16 protein-coding genes are annotated in these 15,843 nt (G+C 53.6%); 6 read left to right on the plus strand and 10 right to left on the minus strand.

Annotated features, from left to right (window positions below):
- Position 1: 1 nt before the first annotated feature.
- The 3 genes from hisH to U8T64_RS03525 form a co-directional block, all read right to left on the minus strand.
- Positions 2 to 610 carry an imidazole glycerol phosphate synthase subunit HisH gene (hisH, locus tag U8T64_RS03515; RefSeq protein ID WP_322181006.1) on the minus strand — a complete coding sequence of 203 codons (609 nt, stop codon included), beginning with the start codon at positions 608 to 610 and terminating at the stop codon, positions 2 to 4.
- Positions 611 to 1,137: 527 nt separating this feature from the next.
- Positions 1,138 to 1,386, minus strand: coding sequence for a helix-turn-helix transcriptional regulator (locus U8T64_RS03520; RefSeq protein WP_322181008.1), 249 nt, complete (start codon positions 1,384 to 1,386; stop codon positions 1,138 to 1,140).
- Positions 1,358 to 1,480, minus strand: coding sequence for a hypothetical protein (locus tag U8T64_RS03525; protein ID WP_322181010.1), 123 nt, complete (start codon positions 1,478 to 1,480; stop codon positions 1,358 to 1,360). Before U8T64_RS03525 ends, U8T64_RS03520 begins: the two co-directional genes overlap by 29 nt.
- A gap of 162 nt (positions 1,481 to 1,642) precedes the next feature.
- Here U8T64_RS03525 and U8T64_RS03530 point away from each other — a divergent pair, with 162 nt between their 5' ends.
- Complete coding sequence (locus tag U8T64_RS03530; protein ID WP_322181012.1) at positions 1,643 to 1,855, plus strand: ribbon-helix-helix protein, CopG family; 213 nt, start codon at positions 1,643 to 1,645, stop codon at positions 1,853 to 1,855.
- Between the two features lie 127 nt (positions 1,856 to 1,982).
- Here the strand turns inward: U8T64_RS03530 and U8T64_RS03535 are convergent, their stop codons facing one another.
- The 7 genes from U8T64_RS03535 to U8T64_RS03565 form a co-directional block, all read right to left on the minus strand.
- Positions 1,983 to 4,484: a hypothetical protein gene (locus U8T64_RS03535; protein WP_322181014.1), complete on the minus strand. Its 2,502-nt coding sequence runs from the start codon at positions 4,482 to 4,484 to the stop codon at positions 1,983 to 1,985.
- A gap of 628 nt (positions 4,485 to 5,112) precedes the next feature.
- Complete coding sequence (glpK, locus tag U8T64_RS03540; RefSeq protein ID WP_437125993.1) at positions 5,113 to 6,612, minus strand: glycerol kinase GlpK; 1,500 nt, start codon at positions 6,610 to 6,612, stop codon at positions 5,113 to 5,115.
- A 36-nt stretch (positions 6,613 to 6,648) separates the two neighbouring features.
- Entirely contained in the window at positions 6,649 to 7,149 is a 501-nt protein-coding gene (locus tag U8T64_RS03545) for a hypothetical protein (RefSeq protein WP_322181016.1), read from the minus strand.
- A gap of 70 nt (positions 7,150 to 7,219) precedes the next feature.
- The gene (locus U8T64_RS03550; RefSeq protein WP_322181018.1) at positions 7,220 to 8,020 is read right to left on the minus strand and encodes an ADP-ribosylglycohydrolase family protein; all 801 of its coding nucleotides are present in this window, start codon (positions 8,018 to 8,020) and stop codon (positions 7,220 to 7,222) included.
- A gap of 1,002 nt (positions 8,021 to 9,022) precedes the next feature.
- Entirely contained in the window at positions 9,023 to 10,024 is a 1,002-nt protein-coding gene (locus U8T64_RS03555; RefSeq protein WP_322181020.1) for a DUF4097 family beta strand repeat-containing protein, read from the minus strand.
- A gap of 58 nt (positions 10,025 to 10,082) precedes the next feature.
- Positions 10,083 to 10,763 (minus strand): permease prefix domain 1-containing protein, encoded by a 681-nt coding sequence (locus U8T64_RS03560; RefSeq protein WP_322181022.1) that lies wholly within the window; start codon positions 10,761 to 10,763, stop codon positions 10,083 to 10,085.
- A gap of 72 nt (positions 10,764 to 10,835) precedes the next feature.
- Positions 10,836 to 11,165 (minus strand): PadR family transcriptional regulator, encoded by a 330-nt coding sequence (locus tag U8T64_RS03565; protein ID WP_322181024.1) that lies wholly within the window; start codon positions 11,163 to 11,165, stop codon positions 10,836 to 10,838.
- A 268-nt stretch (positions 11,166 to 11,433) separates the two neighbouring features.
- Here U8T64_RS03565 and U8T64_RS03570 point away from each other — a divergent pair, with 268 nt between their 5' ends.
- From U8T64_RS03570 to U8T64_RS03590, 5 genes are all read left to right on the plus strand, one after another.
- Complete coding sequence (locus U8T64_RS03570; RefSeq protein WP_322181026.1) at positions 11,434 to 12,735, plus strand: hypothetical protein; 1,302 nt, start codon at positions 11,434 to 11,436, stop codon at positions 12,733 to 12,735.
- 100 nt (positions 12,736 to 12,835) lie between these two features.
- Positions 12,836 to 13,936 carry a phosphotransferase enzyme family protein gene (locus U8T64_RS03575; protein WP_322181028.1) on the plus strand — a complete coding sequence of 367 codons (1,101 nt, stop codon included), beginning with the start codon at positions 12,836 to 12,838 and terminating at the stop codon, positions 13,934 to 13,936.
- A gap of 62 nt (positions 13,937 to 13,998) precedes the next feature.
- Positions 13,999 to 14,349 (plus strand): hypothetical protein, encoded by a 351-nt coding sequence (locus U8T64_RS03580; RefSeq protein WP_322181029.1) that lies wholly within the window; start codon positions 13,999 to 14,001, stop codon positions 14,347 to 14,349.
- Between the two features lie 64 nt (positions 14,350 to 14,413).
- On the plus strand, positions 14,414 to 15,382 hold the full coding sequence (locus U8T64_RS03585; RefSeq protein WP_322181031.1) for a Gfo/Idh/MocA family protein: 969 nt from the start codon (positions 14,414 to 14,416) through the stop codon (positions 15,380 to 15,382).
- 260 nt (positions 15,383 to 15,642) lie between these two features.
- On the plus strand, positions 15,643 to 15,834 hold the full coding sequence (locus tag U8T64_RS03590) for a hypothetical protein (RefSeq protein ID WP_322181033.1): 192 nt from the start codon (positions 15,643 to 15,645) through the stop codon (positions 15,832 to 15,834).
- Positions 15,835 to 15,843 lie beyond the last annotated feature (9 nt).

Below are 15,843 nucleotides of genomic sequence, written 5' to 3' on the forward strand. Positions count from 1 at the left end.
CTTATCCCTCCAGTCCGACAAAATTCCGCAGCAGGGCAAGACCCAGCTCCCCGCTTTTTTCCGGGTGAAACTGGCAGGCGAAAAGATTTTCCTTCTGTACCGCCGCATGGAGCTCCACACCGTACTGAGCGCTGGCCGTTACAATATCTTCCTCCGCCCGCAGATAATAGGAATGTACGAAATATACATAGGGCTCCGGCTGAATTCCCGCAAACAGCCCGCCCGGCTTTTTGATTTGCAGGGAATTCCAGCCCATATGGGGTACCTTTAACCCGAAATTGTCCGGTAACCGGCAAATTTTCCCCTTCAAAACGCCCAAGCCCTCTACGCCGGGAGATTCCTCGCTGCTTTCAAATAAGATCTGAAGCCCCAGGCAGATCCCCAAAAAAGGCCTCCCGGAGGCGATGAATTCCCGGATGGGCTGTTCCAGCCTTCTCTCCCGCAGCTGGCACATGGCATCGCCGAAAGCACCCACACCGGGCAGGATCGCCATATCCGCCGCTCCGAGCTCCGCCGCCTTTGCCGTAACCACGCACTCACAGCCAAGATACCGCAAAGCTTTTTCCACACTGAGCAAATTTCCCGCGCCATAATCGATGATCGCTATCATTTTCGCTTTACCTCACTGCTATAATAAAGCAATTATAGCATACCGCCCCTCACAGTGCAAGAAAATTTCTAAATAGGCGCTGCTTGCAACGCTAGATAATTTATGGCACGGTAAATTGTACTTTACGGCGAGGCGCCGCGGCCACTCGTGTCCCCACTTGGTACAGAAATTTGGTTTCTGACCCGACCGGAAGATAAGATGGCAAATTGCAGTTTAACGCCCTTCGGCTCCACTTATTTATAAGGGGAGCTGTCACGGCTGCGCCGTGACTGAGGGGATTCTAACTAGCGATTCTATCCCACTTTCTGCGTGTGACTATCCCTTCCACCAGTCTCGCCTGTCGGCTCGGTCGGTTCGCACCAGCGTCCCACCGGGACGCGCTCACCCTATCGGCGGTCCCCGCAGACTGCGTAGCAGTCTGTTTTCCCTCTGCAAGCAAGGGAAGGCTTTCGCTTACCGCTAAATTCCAATTTACCAAATTACTCGCCTCTGTTCTTCACTACTAATTACTAATTGCTAACTGCTAATTACTGCTCCCCCTCTGCCCTGAAACGGGCGATCAGTTTTTTCTCTTCTTCGGAAAGCTCGCCGATCCGTTCCGGGCTCGTCTGCACTCTACGGGGAGAACGCTGCCGGGCGGTTTCCAGCCCCTGAAAAGTTTCCGGAAAAAGGAAAGCCTCTATGGGTACGGCAAAGATCCGGGACAGCTTTTTCAAGGTTTCCAGAGAAGGTTCCGTTTTTCCCAATTCATAGCAGGTGTAGGTCGATCGGTTCACACCCAGCGCCTGCGGCTACAGCGCCCTGGCTGTAGCCGCAGGCCAGCCGTATCTGGCGCAGCAGCTTTCGAAATTCTTCTCTTTCTTTTTTCATTTTGGCATCTCCCTTTTCCATTCTTAAAGCGAAACGGCCGCAGAATTCGGCCCGCTTGCCTTACGCCGGCCGCAGGACCCCTATACCGCCGTTTTATAACATAAATAATAACATACTAACCACCTCTTTACAAGCATAAACTATGTTATAAGGAGGTGCGTTATGAAACAAAAGCCTTTGATCATTAAGCCCAAGCGCCCAAAGGGAGAGGACGGATATAAGGTCTTTTCCATCAGGATCAAAGAGGGGCTTGCCGAACAGTTGGATCTTTTGGTAGCGCAAACAGGCCGCAGTCGAAACGAGCTGATCGGCATGTTTATCGAATATGCCTTGGAGCGCTGCCAGGTGGAGGAAGCAAAGCCGGAAAGCACCTAAAAGAAGAAGCGCTGTTGAACCTGCCGTGGCGATGCTCTTTTCCTGCCGCACAATTTACGATAAATGCCCTACATTTCAAAAAAGGAGACCCCGCTTTTCTCACGGGATCTCCTTCTTTCTTCTGTCCTTAATGAGCCTCCGCCATTTCACTTTCCTGCTCCAGCGGCTTCACGCCGGGCGGGAGGAAACCGAAGGCGGGTAGGGCCGGTAAAAGCTTTTCCCGCAGAATCGCCATGGCATTTCTCAAGGCTTTTTCCGGCTCCGCCGCTTTCGGCAGTTCGCCGGCGGCAGCCTTTACCTGCCACCAACCCATATCCCAAAGGCCGATCTTATAATCCAGCCAATGAACCTTTCCCAGTCCACCGTAAACCTGCCGGTAAAGAGCTTCCGCGCTTTCCAGCACCGCTTTCGCTTCCCGGGAAAGGGTGTGCTCCTTTAGCCATAGGGCCAAAAAACGTTCTTCGTTGGCGGCGGTAAGCTGAACCTTCAGGTCCGGCAACCCGCAACTCCAACTTCTCACCTCGGAAAGCAGGAAGGGAAACATTTGATTATCGATCTGATACCGCTTGCCCCGATAGATCACATCTCTCAGGGAGGCTGTGTTGTTGGAGGGTGCGAAGGCGCTCCACACCACGCAGTCTGAAACAAATTCCTCCGGAAGCGGATCTGTATTGGGCTGGTAAAATTGATCCCGGTCGTTTTCCCAGGAGGGCTTCGGCAGCTTCCGCACAGCATGCAGCACCATGGAGCGCTCAAAATTTTCCGGCACCACGGAATAAGCGCCCGCGCTGGCCTGGGGCCCGGAAAGGATCGCCACCTGATTGTAATGCTGCATATCGTTCCCGCAGCACATCAGAGAGCAAAGAAAGCCCTCAGCAATGCGATCCCGCACGTCCCCGGTACGCCCGCTTACGGTAACAGCGCTGCTCAAAGGCGGAAAAATCCTTGTATTTTTCACCCGCCGGGGCCATTTATTCAAAAACTGCCCTCTCTCCCGAACGGCGATCTCCTTTGTTCCCACCTTCTCACAATAGGAATCATATACGTCCAACACGATCTGCTGCTCCTCAACAGGCATCGGCTTTCCCAGGTTCCACACAAAAAAGCCAATGGGAAATTTGCCCTTGCAGCCCTGGAAATTTTCTGAGGAAAAAAGAAAGCCCCGTTCCAATTTACAGTGGAACACCTTGTCCCGAAAGACCTGGTCATTGTTGGACGTTAGGATCCCCAGCTTGGAGAAAAGGCCCAGGTAGGCGTTTTTTCCCTTAAATTCCGCAAAGATCCGGTACAAAAACTGCACGATCAGTTCCCGGCTGGTCTCCCCCAGCCCCTGCTCCGTCATCAGCTCCCGGAGATAGGTCATGGAAACGCCGTCCTTAGAGCGCTTCCCCTGCCGGTTTCCGCTTTTGTTGCTTGTGGCAAAGGGCGGATTGAGAAAGATGATCCAGTTGATTTCCGGATCGTGCAGGTCGTCCAGAAGCTTTTGCGGCAGCTTGGGGGGCACGCCGAAGGGTACTTTTCCTTTTTCCTTGACAAGGTAAGCGTCGTCGTTCAGATAATCGTACTGAAATACTGTGGCGGCGGGAAATATCCGCTTGCAGTACGCGGCGTCATCCTCCAGAAGCGTGGAAATATAGCAGTGGGGCAGCACGGAGCTGGGCAGCATAAATTCCAGGTTTCCCGTGCCCGCCGCCATATCCCAAATACGCCACTTGCCGTTTTGATAGCGCTCTGGCCCTACCGTTCGTAAAATATAATCAAAGGCCTTGCCGGCAAATTCCAGAGGCGTGTAAAATTCCCCGGTAAACCGCCGCCGGTAATCCTCGGAAAGGCGATCCATCTTCTGGCGGATCGCCCGAAGCTCCTCCGGGCGGCTCAATTTCTCATAGACGCTCCAGAAATGCCGGTAATCCTCCAGCGGAAGGCTTTTTCGGGAGTCTCCGTCGCTGAGGCGAAACAACACCTCTCCGGAATCTCCCAGCTGCTCGGAACGCCCCGATTCAAGATCTGTAACAAAATATTCAGAGGGCTTGTGCCCTTCGTCCGCCACATATTTTTCAAAAAAGGAAGCCCAGTGCTCGTAAACCGCCAGGAAGTTTTCCTCGTGAATGCTCTTTTTGTCCGCTCCCGCCAGCTGTTCCTGGTGGTAAAGGCTTACCGTCTCGGCAAAGACTTGCTCCTCCGCCGGATTTTCAAAGGAATATATATGAATCTTTTTCACAGTCGGACACTGCCGCAGGGCCTCTATCAATACAGGGCAGGGCTGACTGGCCGCCCGATCCCAATCATATTTCCTGTGGGCGGTATAAAAAGAAGCGAGATCATTTGTATGTACAAAAAAGCCTGATTTTCTATCCACAATACAGAGAACAGGCGGCACCGGGTCAGGGAAGGGGCCGTATTTCAGCTTCCTCACATAATACAGCGTTTGAGCGATCGCCCGCGCCCGCACAGAGCTCCGGGAAAAATTCTGCTCCAGCTTAAATTCAAACAAAACCTGAGGCGTGATCAGATCAATACGGTATCTGGTAGGGTACGCGATTTGAAAATAATTTGCGAACGCCGCCTTGACCTCTTCCTCCTCCCGGCAAGGAGCCAGGAGATCATATAAACGCTTTGACTTTGCCATAACGGGAGGCTCTCCTTTCGCTGCCGATTGGGGAGTGCGGATGCAATGATCAATGAAAGGGCAAGGGCACAAGTGTTGTAACCAACGCTTAAATTATAGTTTAGCACACACCCCTGGCTCCCCTGAAAGGGGTGCTGGTCTCCGGTGGAGACCGTTCAGCACCGACCGGAGCGAAGCGGAGAAAGCTGTCACGGCAAAGCCGTGACTGAGGGGTTCCGACTGCATGGTAGAAAAGGTAGGTTTTATGTGGATTTCCAGTGCTCTATAACCCCTCCGTCACGGCTTCGCCGCGCTGCCGAAATCTGCTCGAAGAGCAGATTTTCCCCTTCTCAGGGGTGAGCGCGTCCCGGTGGGGGGAAGGTCTCCAGTGGAGAACTCAGCTGTCGCTTCAGACATTGCTGAACGTGTCCCACTGGGGCACAGCAACCGCTCTGACCCGTTCTCGTTTGTCAACTCGGTCGTTGCTGGACGTGTGCCACCGGCACACAGCAACCGAGCCGACAGGCGAGAAAGCCAAGGGCTTTTGCTATTCGTTAGTTTGATAAATTCCAATTTGCCAAACTCTTCCTAATTGCTAATTATTAATCGCCCTTGTCCGCCGCCCTTTCTAACAACTAACTACTAACAACTAACTTCTATCCACCCAACCCATGCTGCGGCGGACAGCCTCATGCCAACGGGCGATTTCCGCTTCCCGCCTTTGGGAAGGATAATCGGGGGTAAAGCGGGTGTTTTCCTTCCAGATGGAGGAAAGCTCTTCCAGGCTGTCCCACACGCCCACCGTCAGCCCCGCCAGCATGGCGGAGCCCAGAGCGGTGGTTTCCAGGCACTGGGGGCGGCAGACCCTGGCGTTTAGAATATCCGCCTGATACTGCATTAAGAACCGGCTGCGGGAAGCGCCGCCGTCTACCCGAAGCTCCGGCATGCACACGCCGGATTCCCGCTCCATGGTTTTCACCAGGTCATAGCTCTCCAGAGCGATGCTTTCCAGCACGGCCCGGCAGAGGTGGGCCCGCCTGGTTCCCCTTGTCACACCCAGCAGGGCGCCTCTGGCATACATATCCCAATAGGGCGCGCCCAGGCCGGTAAAGGCAGGCACGAAGGAGACCCCGCCGCTGTCCTCCACGGTTTCCGCCAGCTGGTCGGCCTCCTGGGGCGTTTTGATCAGCTCCAGCTCGTCCCGGAGCCATTGAATGGCGGAGCCCGCGTTAAAGGCGCTGCCTTCCAAGGCATAGGTGGTTTTTCCGTTTAATTTCCAGGCAATGGTGGTAAGTAGTCCGTTTTCCGAACGTACCGGCTTTTCCCCGGTATTCATCAGAACAAAACAGCCCGTGCCGTATGTATTTTTCGCCATGCCCTTTTCAAAGCAGCACTGCCCGAACAGGGCGGCCTGCTGGTCTCCCGCCATACCCGCGATGGGAATTTCCTCTCCCAGCACCGCGTCCTTGCACATACCAACGATCTCGCCGGATTCCGCTACCCGGGGCAGGGCGCTGCGGGGAATCCCCAGCTCCCGCAGCAGGGTATCGTCCCATTGGAGCTTATATATATCAAACAGCATGGTACGGGAAGCATTGGAGACGTCCGTTACATAGGAGGCGCCGTCGGTCAGGGAATACACCAGCCAAGTATCGATGGTGCCGAACCGCAGGCGGTCCTTTTCCGCCAGCTCTTTGGCGGCGGGAACATGCTCTAAGATCCATTTCATTTTGGTGCCGGAAAAATAGGGGTCGATCAAAAGGCCGGTGGTATCCTTGATATACTGCTCCATTCCGGCAGACCGCAGCCGCTCGCATTCCGGCGCGGTGCGCCTGCACTGCCACACAATGGCGTTGCACACCGGAATGCCGGAAACGGAATCCCACGCCACGGTGGTTTCCCGCTGGTTGGTAATGCTGACGGCGGCAATGTCAGAAGCCTTGATCCCGGCCTGCTCTACCGCCTGCCGCATGGCGAAAAGCGTGGTCTGCAAAATTTCCACCGCGTTGTGCTCCACATAGCCCGGCTGGGGATAAATCTGCTTAAATTCCCGCTGCCCCATACCGGCCACGCCGCCGAAGGAATCGAACAGCACCGCCCGGGAACTGGTGGTCCCCTGGTCAATGGACAGGATATATTTTCCGATCATCATATGCCATTCCCCTTTTTCTTACGCGAAAACGTGTTACTTTTTTCCGAACAAAACTGACAGCAAACCGCCGTTTCCCATAACCTTTACACTTTTCAGCCAGGCCGGGTGGATCTTTTCCAGCACGACCTGTGGGCATTTGTACTCGGAAACGGGCTTCTGTGTTTTCAGATTATTTAAGATCTCGTTGTATCTGCGTACGGTCAGCTCCTCGCAGTCCGGCCGAAGAGAACGGTAATTCCCCGGTTTCGTATATTTGAAGGCATAGAGAAAATCGGCCCATTCCTCATATTCTGTCAAATGTACCAGCTTTTCCGGCACGTCCAGGGTCAGCCGAACAGAGCCGGACACCTTGCCGCCGGTATTCTGCCTTTTTCCCTTTACCACGGCGAAAATGGGGCACTCGCACCGCAGCCCCAGCAGGTCGATCATCGCCTGATATTCTCCCTTCAGGGAAAGATTCGGCTTGGCGCGGTAAATTTCGCCGGATTTCAATATCTTCAGTACCAGGTTGGATTGATATGTCTGTACGATCATAAAAACCAGCCTCCTTTATGGTTAGATGCTTGATAGATGTTCGGGCGCCGAAAAGCAGAGCTGCTTTTCCTTACCATTCTTTTTTGGCCCAATCGTATAAAAAGGTATCGAACACGCCCTGTTCATTGGGCTTGATGAGAAAGCGCCGCAAAAGGTCGTCCTCCGGAAGCCCGGTGCCGCCATAAAAGGCATCCGCGATCCCCCCGGCAATGCAGCCCACTGTGTCCGTATCACAGGTCACGCTGAGCACATTGCGAATACAGCTTTCCCAGCTTTCCGATTCCAAAAAACAGCGGATCGCCAGCGGCATTGTTCCCATGGCGGTCACATCGAATTTCCCGAAGGGGCGGTACAGCGGCAGGGGCTTGTGTACCGGATACCCGTAGGTTTTATGGAGGTAAGCGGCAAGCTCCTTTTTAGAAGCCCCGGTACGCGCCAGAAACACAGCAGCCGCGGTGGCCTTCGCCGCCTTTACCCCCTCAGGATGGTTATGGGTGCACAAAGAACTTTCCTCCGCCTCCCGCTCTGCTTCCTCCAGCGTGTTAAAATACTGCCCGATAAAGCTGACTCGCATGGCGGAGCCGTTTCCGAAGCTGCCATATCCCCGCTCCGAATGGGCGGCCAGCCAGTTTAAGAACATATTGCCATAGCCTACTTTACTGTATTTCCTGCCAAACAGTCCATATGCCTTGGCATAGGGAACCTTTTGCAGCACGGCATATTTCGTTGCCAGGGTAAGCACCGTATCGTCAGTATAGGTGCTCATGCCGCCGAAAAGCTCCTCGGTACGCCAATCAAAGCCCTGAGGCTTGCTGAATTCAAAGCGGGATCCCACAATATCCCCCAAAATTGCGCCGTACAGAACCTTCACCCCCCGAATTCTCATTTCACCGGTGGAATAACCGGCTTTCGGAAAACTTCTTTTTATCAGTGTATCATGTTTTTTCAAAAAATGCCACAAAATTATGAGCAAAAGAATCCTCAGGGCTGAAAACAGGAAGCGCCGCGAAATTGGATTGCTGGGCGGTAGATATAATAAGCAATTATGAAGGGCAAGGGCACGAGCGTTGCTTGCAACGCTTGACAAATTGGAATTTACGGGTGCACCGCTTACTTTCTACCTGTCATTCTGAACGAAGTGAAGAATCTTGTCCTTTGCCCTTTCCCCGGAATCAAGGGCGAGATTCTTCGTCACTTCGTTCCTCAGAATGACAGTAGGGAACTGTTCTATAAATTGGAATTTGTGAGACTGACAAATAGCACTAACCCCTTGCCTTTCTCGCCTGTCGGCTCGGTTGCTGTGCCCCGGTGGGGCACGCCCAGCAGCGGTCTCGCCTGTCGGCTCGGTTGCTGTGTGCCGGTGGCACACGTCCAGCAACGACCGAGTTGACAAACGAGAACGGGTCAGAGCGGTTGCTGTGCCCCAGTGGGGCACGTTCAGCAATGTCTGAAGCGACAGCTGAGTTCTCCACTGGAGACCTTCCCCCCACCGGGACGCGCTCACCCCTGAGAAGGGGAAAATCTGCTCTTCGAGCAGATTTCGGCAGCGCGGCGAAGCCGTGACGGAGGGGTTATAGAGCACTGAAAATCCGCATAAAACCAGCGTTTCTACCTTGTCACCACGGAACCCCTCAGTCACGGCTTTGCCGTGACAGCTTTCTCCGCTTCGCTCCGGTCGGTGCTGAACGGTCTCCACCGGAGACCAGCACCCCTTTCAGGGGAGCCAAGGGGTGCCATATAAACTATAATTTACCTCTCTATTCTTGCCCTTCATTGCTCATTCCTAATTGCTCATTATATCTACCGTCCAGCACCTAAAACGGCTCGCCGCGAAGAAACGCGGCGAGCCGTTTTTCTATGAATTGCCGATTTCCTATTTTCGCAGCACCCGCATGTCGCCGGAGGTGGTGGAAAATTGGAAGCTGGCGCTTCCGGAAGAATATTTGGCTCTTCCGGATTTTCCGGAGCCTGTGGTCACGGGAAAATCAGAAGAGAAGCTTCCGGAAACACTGCTGTAATCCACTTCAAATCCGGAATTCTCCGGAATCACCAAGGTCAGGCACCCGGAAACGGAATCCAGGTCCACTTCCTCCGGGCAGGCTGTAAGCTCGGCCCGCACGGAAGCGGAAACCGTGTTGGCGCTAAGCTCCTGAAGGCTTCCGCCGCAGGAAACATCGCCCGATACTGTATCCAGATCCGCTTTTTCCGCCTGTACATTGGAAAGCAGGATCGCTCCGGAGGTGGTGCTGGCGCTGAGCTCTTCGGAAATGCTCGCGTCCTCCACCTCGATCTTACCGGAGGTGGAAGAGACGTTCAGGCCGCCGGAAAGCTTCAGGCTTCCCAGCTTGATATCACCGGAGGTGGAAGAGGCGTTCATTTCTTCGGCTGTAAAGCCGGAAACCGTGATCTGTCCGGAGGTATTGGAGCAGGAAAGTTCCTCCATGGCCTCCGCCACCGCCTGCGGCACCTCTACGGTCAGGTCTTTTCTGCGGTTTTCAAAAATATTGAAAAAGAGAAAATCTCTTCCCCACTTGATCCGCAGTATGCCGTCAGAGCTGGAAAGCTTCAGTTGATGATCTTCCTTCAGTTCCCCGTAGGCTGACTGCTCCGTAATGCGGATCACATCTCCAGAGCCTACCTTCACATCGATTTTTCCGTTGACCCAGTCGATCTTCAGGCCAGTCACCTCTGTTTCCGCAGGATCCCAGGTATATTCCCTACTTTGACCTTCCGACTTTGACCAGCCCTCCTTGGACTCGTGAAACAGCGTTCCGATCCCGAAGCCGTTTTCCGAAAGTCCCACCGCCAGCACGCAAATCAGAAACAGCGCCGCTACGGAGCAGGTAATCAGAGTAAAGACCGCTTTCTTTTTCATAAATTAAGTTCCTTTCTCGAAAAGCTCTGAAACGCTGTACACAGCAGAGGACAGAGCCTTATTTGCCATTGGAATCGTTCAGTGTCAGCACCGCTTTGATAATGCCGTCTACCGCCGGGGCAATGAGGAAAATGATCCAGGTGATGTGCCATCTTCCCGTACCGAAGCTGAGCAGGAAATAGAGGGCCAGTACCAATGGCCAGTAAGCGGAACGGATCGCCTTCAAGAGCTGTTTGCGGGAATTGGTCTGGGTTTGCCACTGCTTAAAATCGGATACCACCGTATTGGCGGAAGCCTGCTTTTTGGGCTTCGCCGCATGATTATAGATCAAAAGCCCTGTGGCAAGGGCGATCATCAAAAACATCAGAACAACGCCCAGGGTCTCCAGCCCCACGACCGGGATACTTCCCAAAACAATCACCGGCACCACGCTGAGAATATAGAGCATCACCGCGATAGAGGTAATGGCGGCGGACCGCTTTTCCGGGCTGGTGACGGGGATATAAACCGGCTCTGTCCCCACGGGGCTGTCCTCCAGGCCCTCAAACAGCTCCCGCACATCGCCGATGCTCACCACAGTCAGACTATAAGCGTCCTCCGGGCTTTTGCCCTCGGCAAGCAGCGCATGGTACTTATCCAACAGATTCTGCGTGAGCTCCACCTTCAGCTCATAAGCCTTCTGTGTTCTGGGCGCGTTTTGAAACAATTCGTCTACATAGCTTCTGATATTGTATTCCATAAATACGACCACTTTCCTTTTCAGCAGAATTCCGGCCTCATGACCGGATCAGGTTTTTTCGGGCAAAACGCCCTAATTGGGGCGAATGAGGGTTTCCAGCAGTTGCTTCGCGGTGTCCCATTCCGCCAGCATGGCGTAATAGGCCTGCTCTCCAGCCGGAGTGATGGAATAGTACCTTCGGCGGGCTCCGGTGCTTTCATCTCCCCAGTAGGAGGTGATACAGCCCATCTGCTCCAGCCTGCGGAAGGCCGTATACAGAGTAGCCTCCTTCAACTCGTATTCCCCGCCGGTTCGCAGCTCGATCGCGCGGTTTATTTTATAGCCGTAGCTGTCTCCCTGCATCAGTTGTGCCAGAATGATAGTATCTGTATGCCCCCGGATCACGTCCGACGCGATAGACATTCAATTCCTCCTTTGCTTTCAGTAGATACAGCATAGCATTATATACCTCGCCTGTCAAGGTATATTCTGAAATAAATTTCATATCCCTCTTTCCACCGCTTTTTTGGAAAAAGGATTTGTACAAGTAAAAGTAATATGATATACTAGACGCTGGATAAGGGCGGCATGCTCGGCGCTGTCTTTTGAATGAGCTCTTGAGAATGCCATTTTCCTTTCTCTGATCCAGTATCTATGATTCAGCATCCAGTATCTAAAAGAGGGTATCCCTATGATCTATTTTTCCATTGTTTTTTTCTGCATGGCCGGGCTCTTCCTGACTCTTCTGGAGGATCGCTTTCGGGTATGGACCACCATAGGCGCTGTAGGCGGAGGCTATGTGCTCTCTCTGATCCTGGCCTTCCTGCTGCGCCGCCTTACGGATCAGCCTGTGTTGGCCCAGCAGCTGCCCTGCTTTGCCGGCGCGGCGGTGTTTTTCGGTCTTTCCCTGTTTTTCTTTACCAACAATATTTTGCAGAAGCTGTTTCTCGCTTTGCTTTCCCTGTGCAATTTCACCTTCCTCAGCTTTTTCATTCCCCTGCTGCTGGGGCTGATGCCCTTTTCCACAGCCGGGGCCTTTGCCGGAGTTTTTTCCGCTGTGGTCACTGTTCTTTTCACCCTTCTTCTGGGGCTCTGCCTGTATCGTCCTATTCGCCATTACAGCGACAGAGGGGCCTCCGGCTTCCTGGTGGGAATGTGCCTTTTGCTTCTCTGCCTGTACCTTCTTTCTCTGGGCCTTTTCGATTTCCTGTTCCGCACAAATATCCCCGCCGCCAGGCTGCTGACAGCCGCCCTGCTGTACGGCGCTATGATCTTTGCCTTCCGCTCTATCTATCAGGCAGGCAGATTCCGGGAAAAGACTGCCGCGGCTGCGGCGAGAAACAGTATTTTGGCTATGGAAACGGAAGCGCTGACAGACCTTCTCGCCGGCGTGCGGGAGGCACAGTCTGCTCAAAAGGCCGGAGAATACGCGCTGGATACCATTGCGGTGCTTTTGTCTGACGGCGTCAGCGAAAAAATTCCCGCCTACATAGCTTCTGTCAAGCAAAATTCCCTGCACACACCTGTGCTGGAAAAATACCATGAAAATCCCTACCTCAACGCGGTGATCGCCGTGAAGGCTGCTTTTGCGGCTCAGAACGGCATTACCTTTGAATGCAACGCCGTAACCGATGAAGCTCCTTTGAAAACTGCCGAGCTCTGTATTCTCATAAACGAACTGCTCTCAAAGGCCTGCCGGGAAGCGGCATGCTTTGAGGGAGAAAGAAAGCTTCGTTTCACCGCCTTTCCCGCAAGGGACGCTTTGACCCTGGAGGTCGTCTATTCCTCCCTGTTGCCGGAGCCGGAAAAATTCACGCTGCAAGGCAAAAAAGCCGCCGATATTGCCCGCTGGCTTTTTGAAGAGCCCTCTCAGGAAATGGGCAGCCCGCAGGGGCTGGAAAACACCGAGGAGATCCTTGGCCGGTACAGCGGCAAGCTCACCGTTTCCGGCGCGCCGAACGAGACCATTTTGCAGGTTTGCCTGCACTTTTAAGAAAATGCTGAACCGATCTGGCACGCAGATTTCGCGCCAAGCCGGCAGGTGTGATTTATTCAGTGCCGCCTTATAGTAACATAGAGAAAGGATCCTTTTTATGAAACAGCAGTGTACCGTAACCCCACAGATTCTCACGGCCTTTGGCCTGCCTGCCCAGCTGCGGGCCGAACCTGTTCACGGTGGGCATATCAACGATACCTTTTCCATGGAAACCCCGGAGGGGCAGTTTATTTTGCAGCGGATCAACCGGTTTGTGTTCCCTTCCCCGGAGAACATTATGGAAAACATTTCCGCTGTTACGAATTTTCTGCGAAAAAAAATTGAAGCGCGCGGAGGCGATCCCCGGCGGGAAACCCTGACTCTTCGCAAAACCACGGAGGGCGGCAGTTTTTTCCGGGACGAAGCCGGAGAATACTGGCGCTGCACTATTTTGATCACCGGGGCTTCCGCCCATGAAACGGCCACCGGAACGGAAATGCTGCGGGAAGCGGGCTCTGCCTTCGGAAACTTTCAGAGCATGCTTTCCGATTATCCCGCGGACACGCTGCACGAGATCATTCCCCATTTTCACGACACGCCAGATCGCTTTCGCCAGCTGCGGGAAGCCATGGAAAAGGATTCCGCCGGACGAAAGCAGGACGCGGAACAGGAGATTGCCTTTGCTTTACAGCGGGAAAAGGACTGCGGCTGCCTGATGGAGCTTTTGGCCCAGGGAAAGATCCCCCTGCGGGTCACCCACAACGATACAAAAATGAGCAATGTGCTCCTTGACGATACCACTGGAAAGGCCATCTGCGTTATCGACCTGGATACGGTAATGCCGGGGCTGACCGCCTTTGATTTCGGCGATTCCATTCGGGCCGGGGCCGCTACCGCCAAGGAGGACGAGACCGATCTTTCCAAGGTCCATTTCGATCTTTCCCTGTTTGAAGCCTATACCGACGGGTTCCTTGCAGCCGCCGGAACGGCGCTTTCGGAAACAGAGCTTGCCAGCCTTTCCAAGGGCGCTATTCTGATGACCTTTGAAGTGGGGATCCGCTTCCTGGCGGATTTTCTGAACGGCGATGTGTATTTTCGCACCGCCTACCCCACCCACAATCTGGATCGGGCCAGAAACCAGTTCAAGCTGGTGGAGGAAATGGAACAGAAGCAACAGGAAATGAACGCTATCGTTCAGAAATACGCTTCACGGCGCTAATTCACCATTACAGTTCACATTCTGCCATTGTCCGGGAAGCTTTTCCTTCGGAGGATTCTGTTATGAAGAAACAACTGATCGGTATGTCCGCCGCCGCGGTTCTTTTCATGCTGGCTTTACCCGTTTTGTTTGTAACGCTGAAGCATGTGGTTCCCTTTACCGCTTTTCTGCTTTTGATTTACCTGTTTTGCCCGCTCTGCTCCATTGTACTGGGCGTTCTGGCAGGAAAGAACGTTTCCCGGCTGTGGTGCTTTTCCGTGCTACCAGCCCTGCTGGCCCTTGTCACCTACAGCTTTCTGCTGAATTTCAGCACATCATTGACCTTTGCCGGCTGCTACCTTTCTCTGGGCCTGATTGCCATGGGAATTTCCACGCTGGCCAGGGTTTATCTGCAAAATCGAAAGAAGAAATGATAGTGGAAAATTCATTTTGAACAAAAATCATCTGCGGATCACCCGCGGCCTAGGAGAAAATTTTATGAAGATTGCGATCATCGGCGCCTGGCATGTTCACACGATGGAATACGGCGAGGCCATTTCACACAACCCCAAGGCGGAGCTTGCCTGCTTGTGGGACGATAACGAGGCAAGAGGAAAGGAGACCGCTGAAAAGCTGGGGATCCCCTTTCAGCCGGAGTCTTCCGCTATTTGGGCAGATCCTTCGATCGATGGCGTTCAAATCACCACAGCCACCTGCCAGCACAAGGAGGTATTGCTTGCCGCCGCCAAGGCCGGAAAGCATATTTTCACGGAAAAAGTGCTGGCTTTCACCAAAAAGGACGCGGAGGAGATCGCCCGGGCTGTTCGGGAAAGCGGCGTTACCTTTACCATTTCCTATCCTCATAAAACCTGGCCCACGCTGAAGGCCGCCAAGGAACTGGTAGACAGCGGCAAGCTGGGGCAGATCACCTACGCCCGTGTGCGGGACGCCCACAACGGCAGCACCGCCGGCTGGCTTCCGCCCCATTTCTATGACGCCGCGCAAACCGGCGGCGGCGCTATGATCGATCTGGGCGCTCACCCCATGTACACCCTGCGCTGGTTCATGGGAAAGCCGAAGTCCATTGTTTCCCTGTTTACAGAGGTCACCCATAAGGGCGTGGAGGACAACGCCGTCTCCGTTCTGGAATTTGAAAACGGAGCCATCGGCGTTTCCGAAACCGGTTTTGTCACAAACGGAATGCCCTATGTGCTGGAAATGAGCGGCACAAAGGGCTCCCTGATGATCCACAATAATATTCTGGAATATTCCTGTGAGGAAACGGAGAATAAGCTGGTTCAGAAAACCGATCTGCCGCAGCCCGATCCCATGCCCATAGACGCCTGGATCGACGCCGTTACCGAAGGCGGCAAAGCGCCAAACGGCATCGAGGATGCCATCGCCCTCACCGAGCTGATGGAAAAAGCCTACGAGGCTCACCGCACCGGGAAAAAGACGATGTTTTGAGTTTTTCGCGCTGTGGAAAGGTGCGTTGCAGAAGGAAAAACTGCAACGCACCTTTTTAGATGCTGGAGGCTGGATTCTAGACGCTGGACGGCGGTGGCGCCGCTATGCAGCACAGAAAGCTATAGCTTTCTTGAAGGAAGGGCAAAGAAACCGCTAAATTGTAGTTTGCGGCGAGGCGCCGCGGCCACTCGTGTCCCCACTTGGTCAATGCCATTAAGTTAAGGAAGCTCTAAAAAAGCATAAAGAAAAGACAAAAACCCTTGACAAAAGAGAAAAAATATGCGGCGAAGCCCCTTGAAAAAAGATTTTCAGGGGGCAAAAAGGATGGAACACACTGCAAAAGGATTGCGCAAAAAGCTGCTTTCGTTGGTCAAAAAGCTGGGGAAAAACCCGGAAGCATACGCCAACCGGCCCGGAAAAGATTTTACCCACCACAGGGCGTTGGATTTTGAAAAATCATA

Source organism: Neglectibacter caecimuris (assembly GCF_034335015.1).
Classification (GTDB): Bacteria; Bacillota; Clostridia; order Oscillospirales; family Acutalibacteraceae; genus Acutalibacter; species Acutalibacter caecimuris_A.

Coding starts and splice junctions, on each gene's coding strand:
- hisH (WP_322181006.1), bottom strand. CDS start 610: ATGATAGCGATCATCGATTATGGCGCGGGAAATTTGCTCAGTGTGGAA.
- U8T64_RS03555 (WP_322181020.1), bottom strand. CDS start 10,024: ATGAAAAAGAAAGCGGTCTTTACTCTGATTACCTGCTCCGTAGCGGCG.
- U8T64_RS03525 (WP_322181010.1), bottom strand. CDS start 1,480: ATGAAAAAAGAAAGAGAAGAATTTCGAAAGCTGCTGCGCCAGATACGG.
- U8T64_RS03585 (WP_322181031.1), top strand. CDS start 14,414: ATGAAGATTGCGATCATCGGCGCCTGGCATGTTCACACGATGGAATAC.
- U8T64_RS03535 (WP_322181014.1), bottom strand. CDS start 4,484: ATGGCAAAGTCAAAGCGTTTATATGATCTCCTGGCTCCTTGCCGGGAG.
- glpK (WP_437125993.1), bottom strand. CDS start 6,612: ATGATCGGAAAATATATCCTGTCCATTGACCAGGGGACCACCAGTTCC.
- U8T64_RS03560 (WP_322181022.1), bottom strand. CDS start 10,763: ATGGAATACAATATCAGAAGCTATGTAGACGAATTGTTTCAAAACGCG.
- U8T64_RS03575 (WP_322181028.1), top strand. CDS start 12,836: ATGAAACAGCAGTGTACCGTAACCCCACAGATTCTCACGGCCTTTGGC.
- U8T64_RS03565 (WP_322181024.1), bottom strand. CDS start 11,165: ATGTCTATCGCGTCGGACGTGATCCGGGGGCATACAGATACTATCATT.
- U8T64_RS03570 (WP_322181026.1), top strand. CDS start 11,434: ATGATCTATTTTTCCATTGTTTTTTTCTGCATGGCCGGGCTCTTCCTG.
- U8T64_RS03545 (WP_322181016.1), bottom strand. CDS start 7,149: ATGATCGTACAGACATATCAATCCAACCTGGTACTGAAGATATTGAAA.
- U8T64_RS03580 (WP_322181029.1), top strand. CDS start 13,999: ATGAAGAAACAACTGATCGGTATGTCCGCCGCCGCGGTTCTTTTCATG.
- U8T64_RS03530 (WP_322181012.1), top strand. CDS start 1,643: ATGAAACAAAAGCCTTTGATCATTAAGCCCAAGCGCCCAAAGGGAGAG.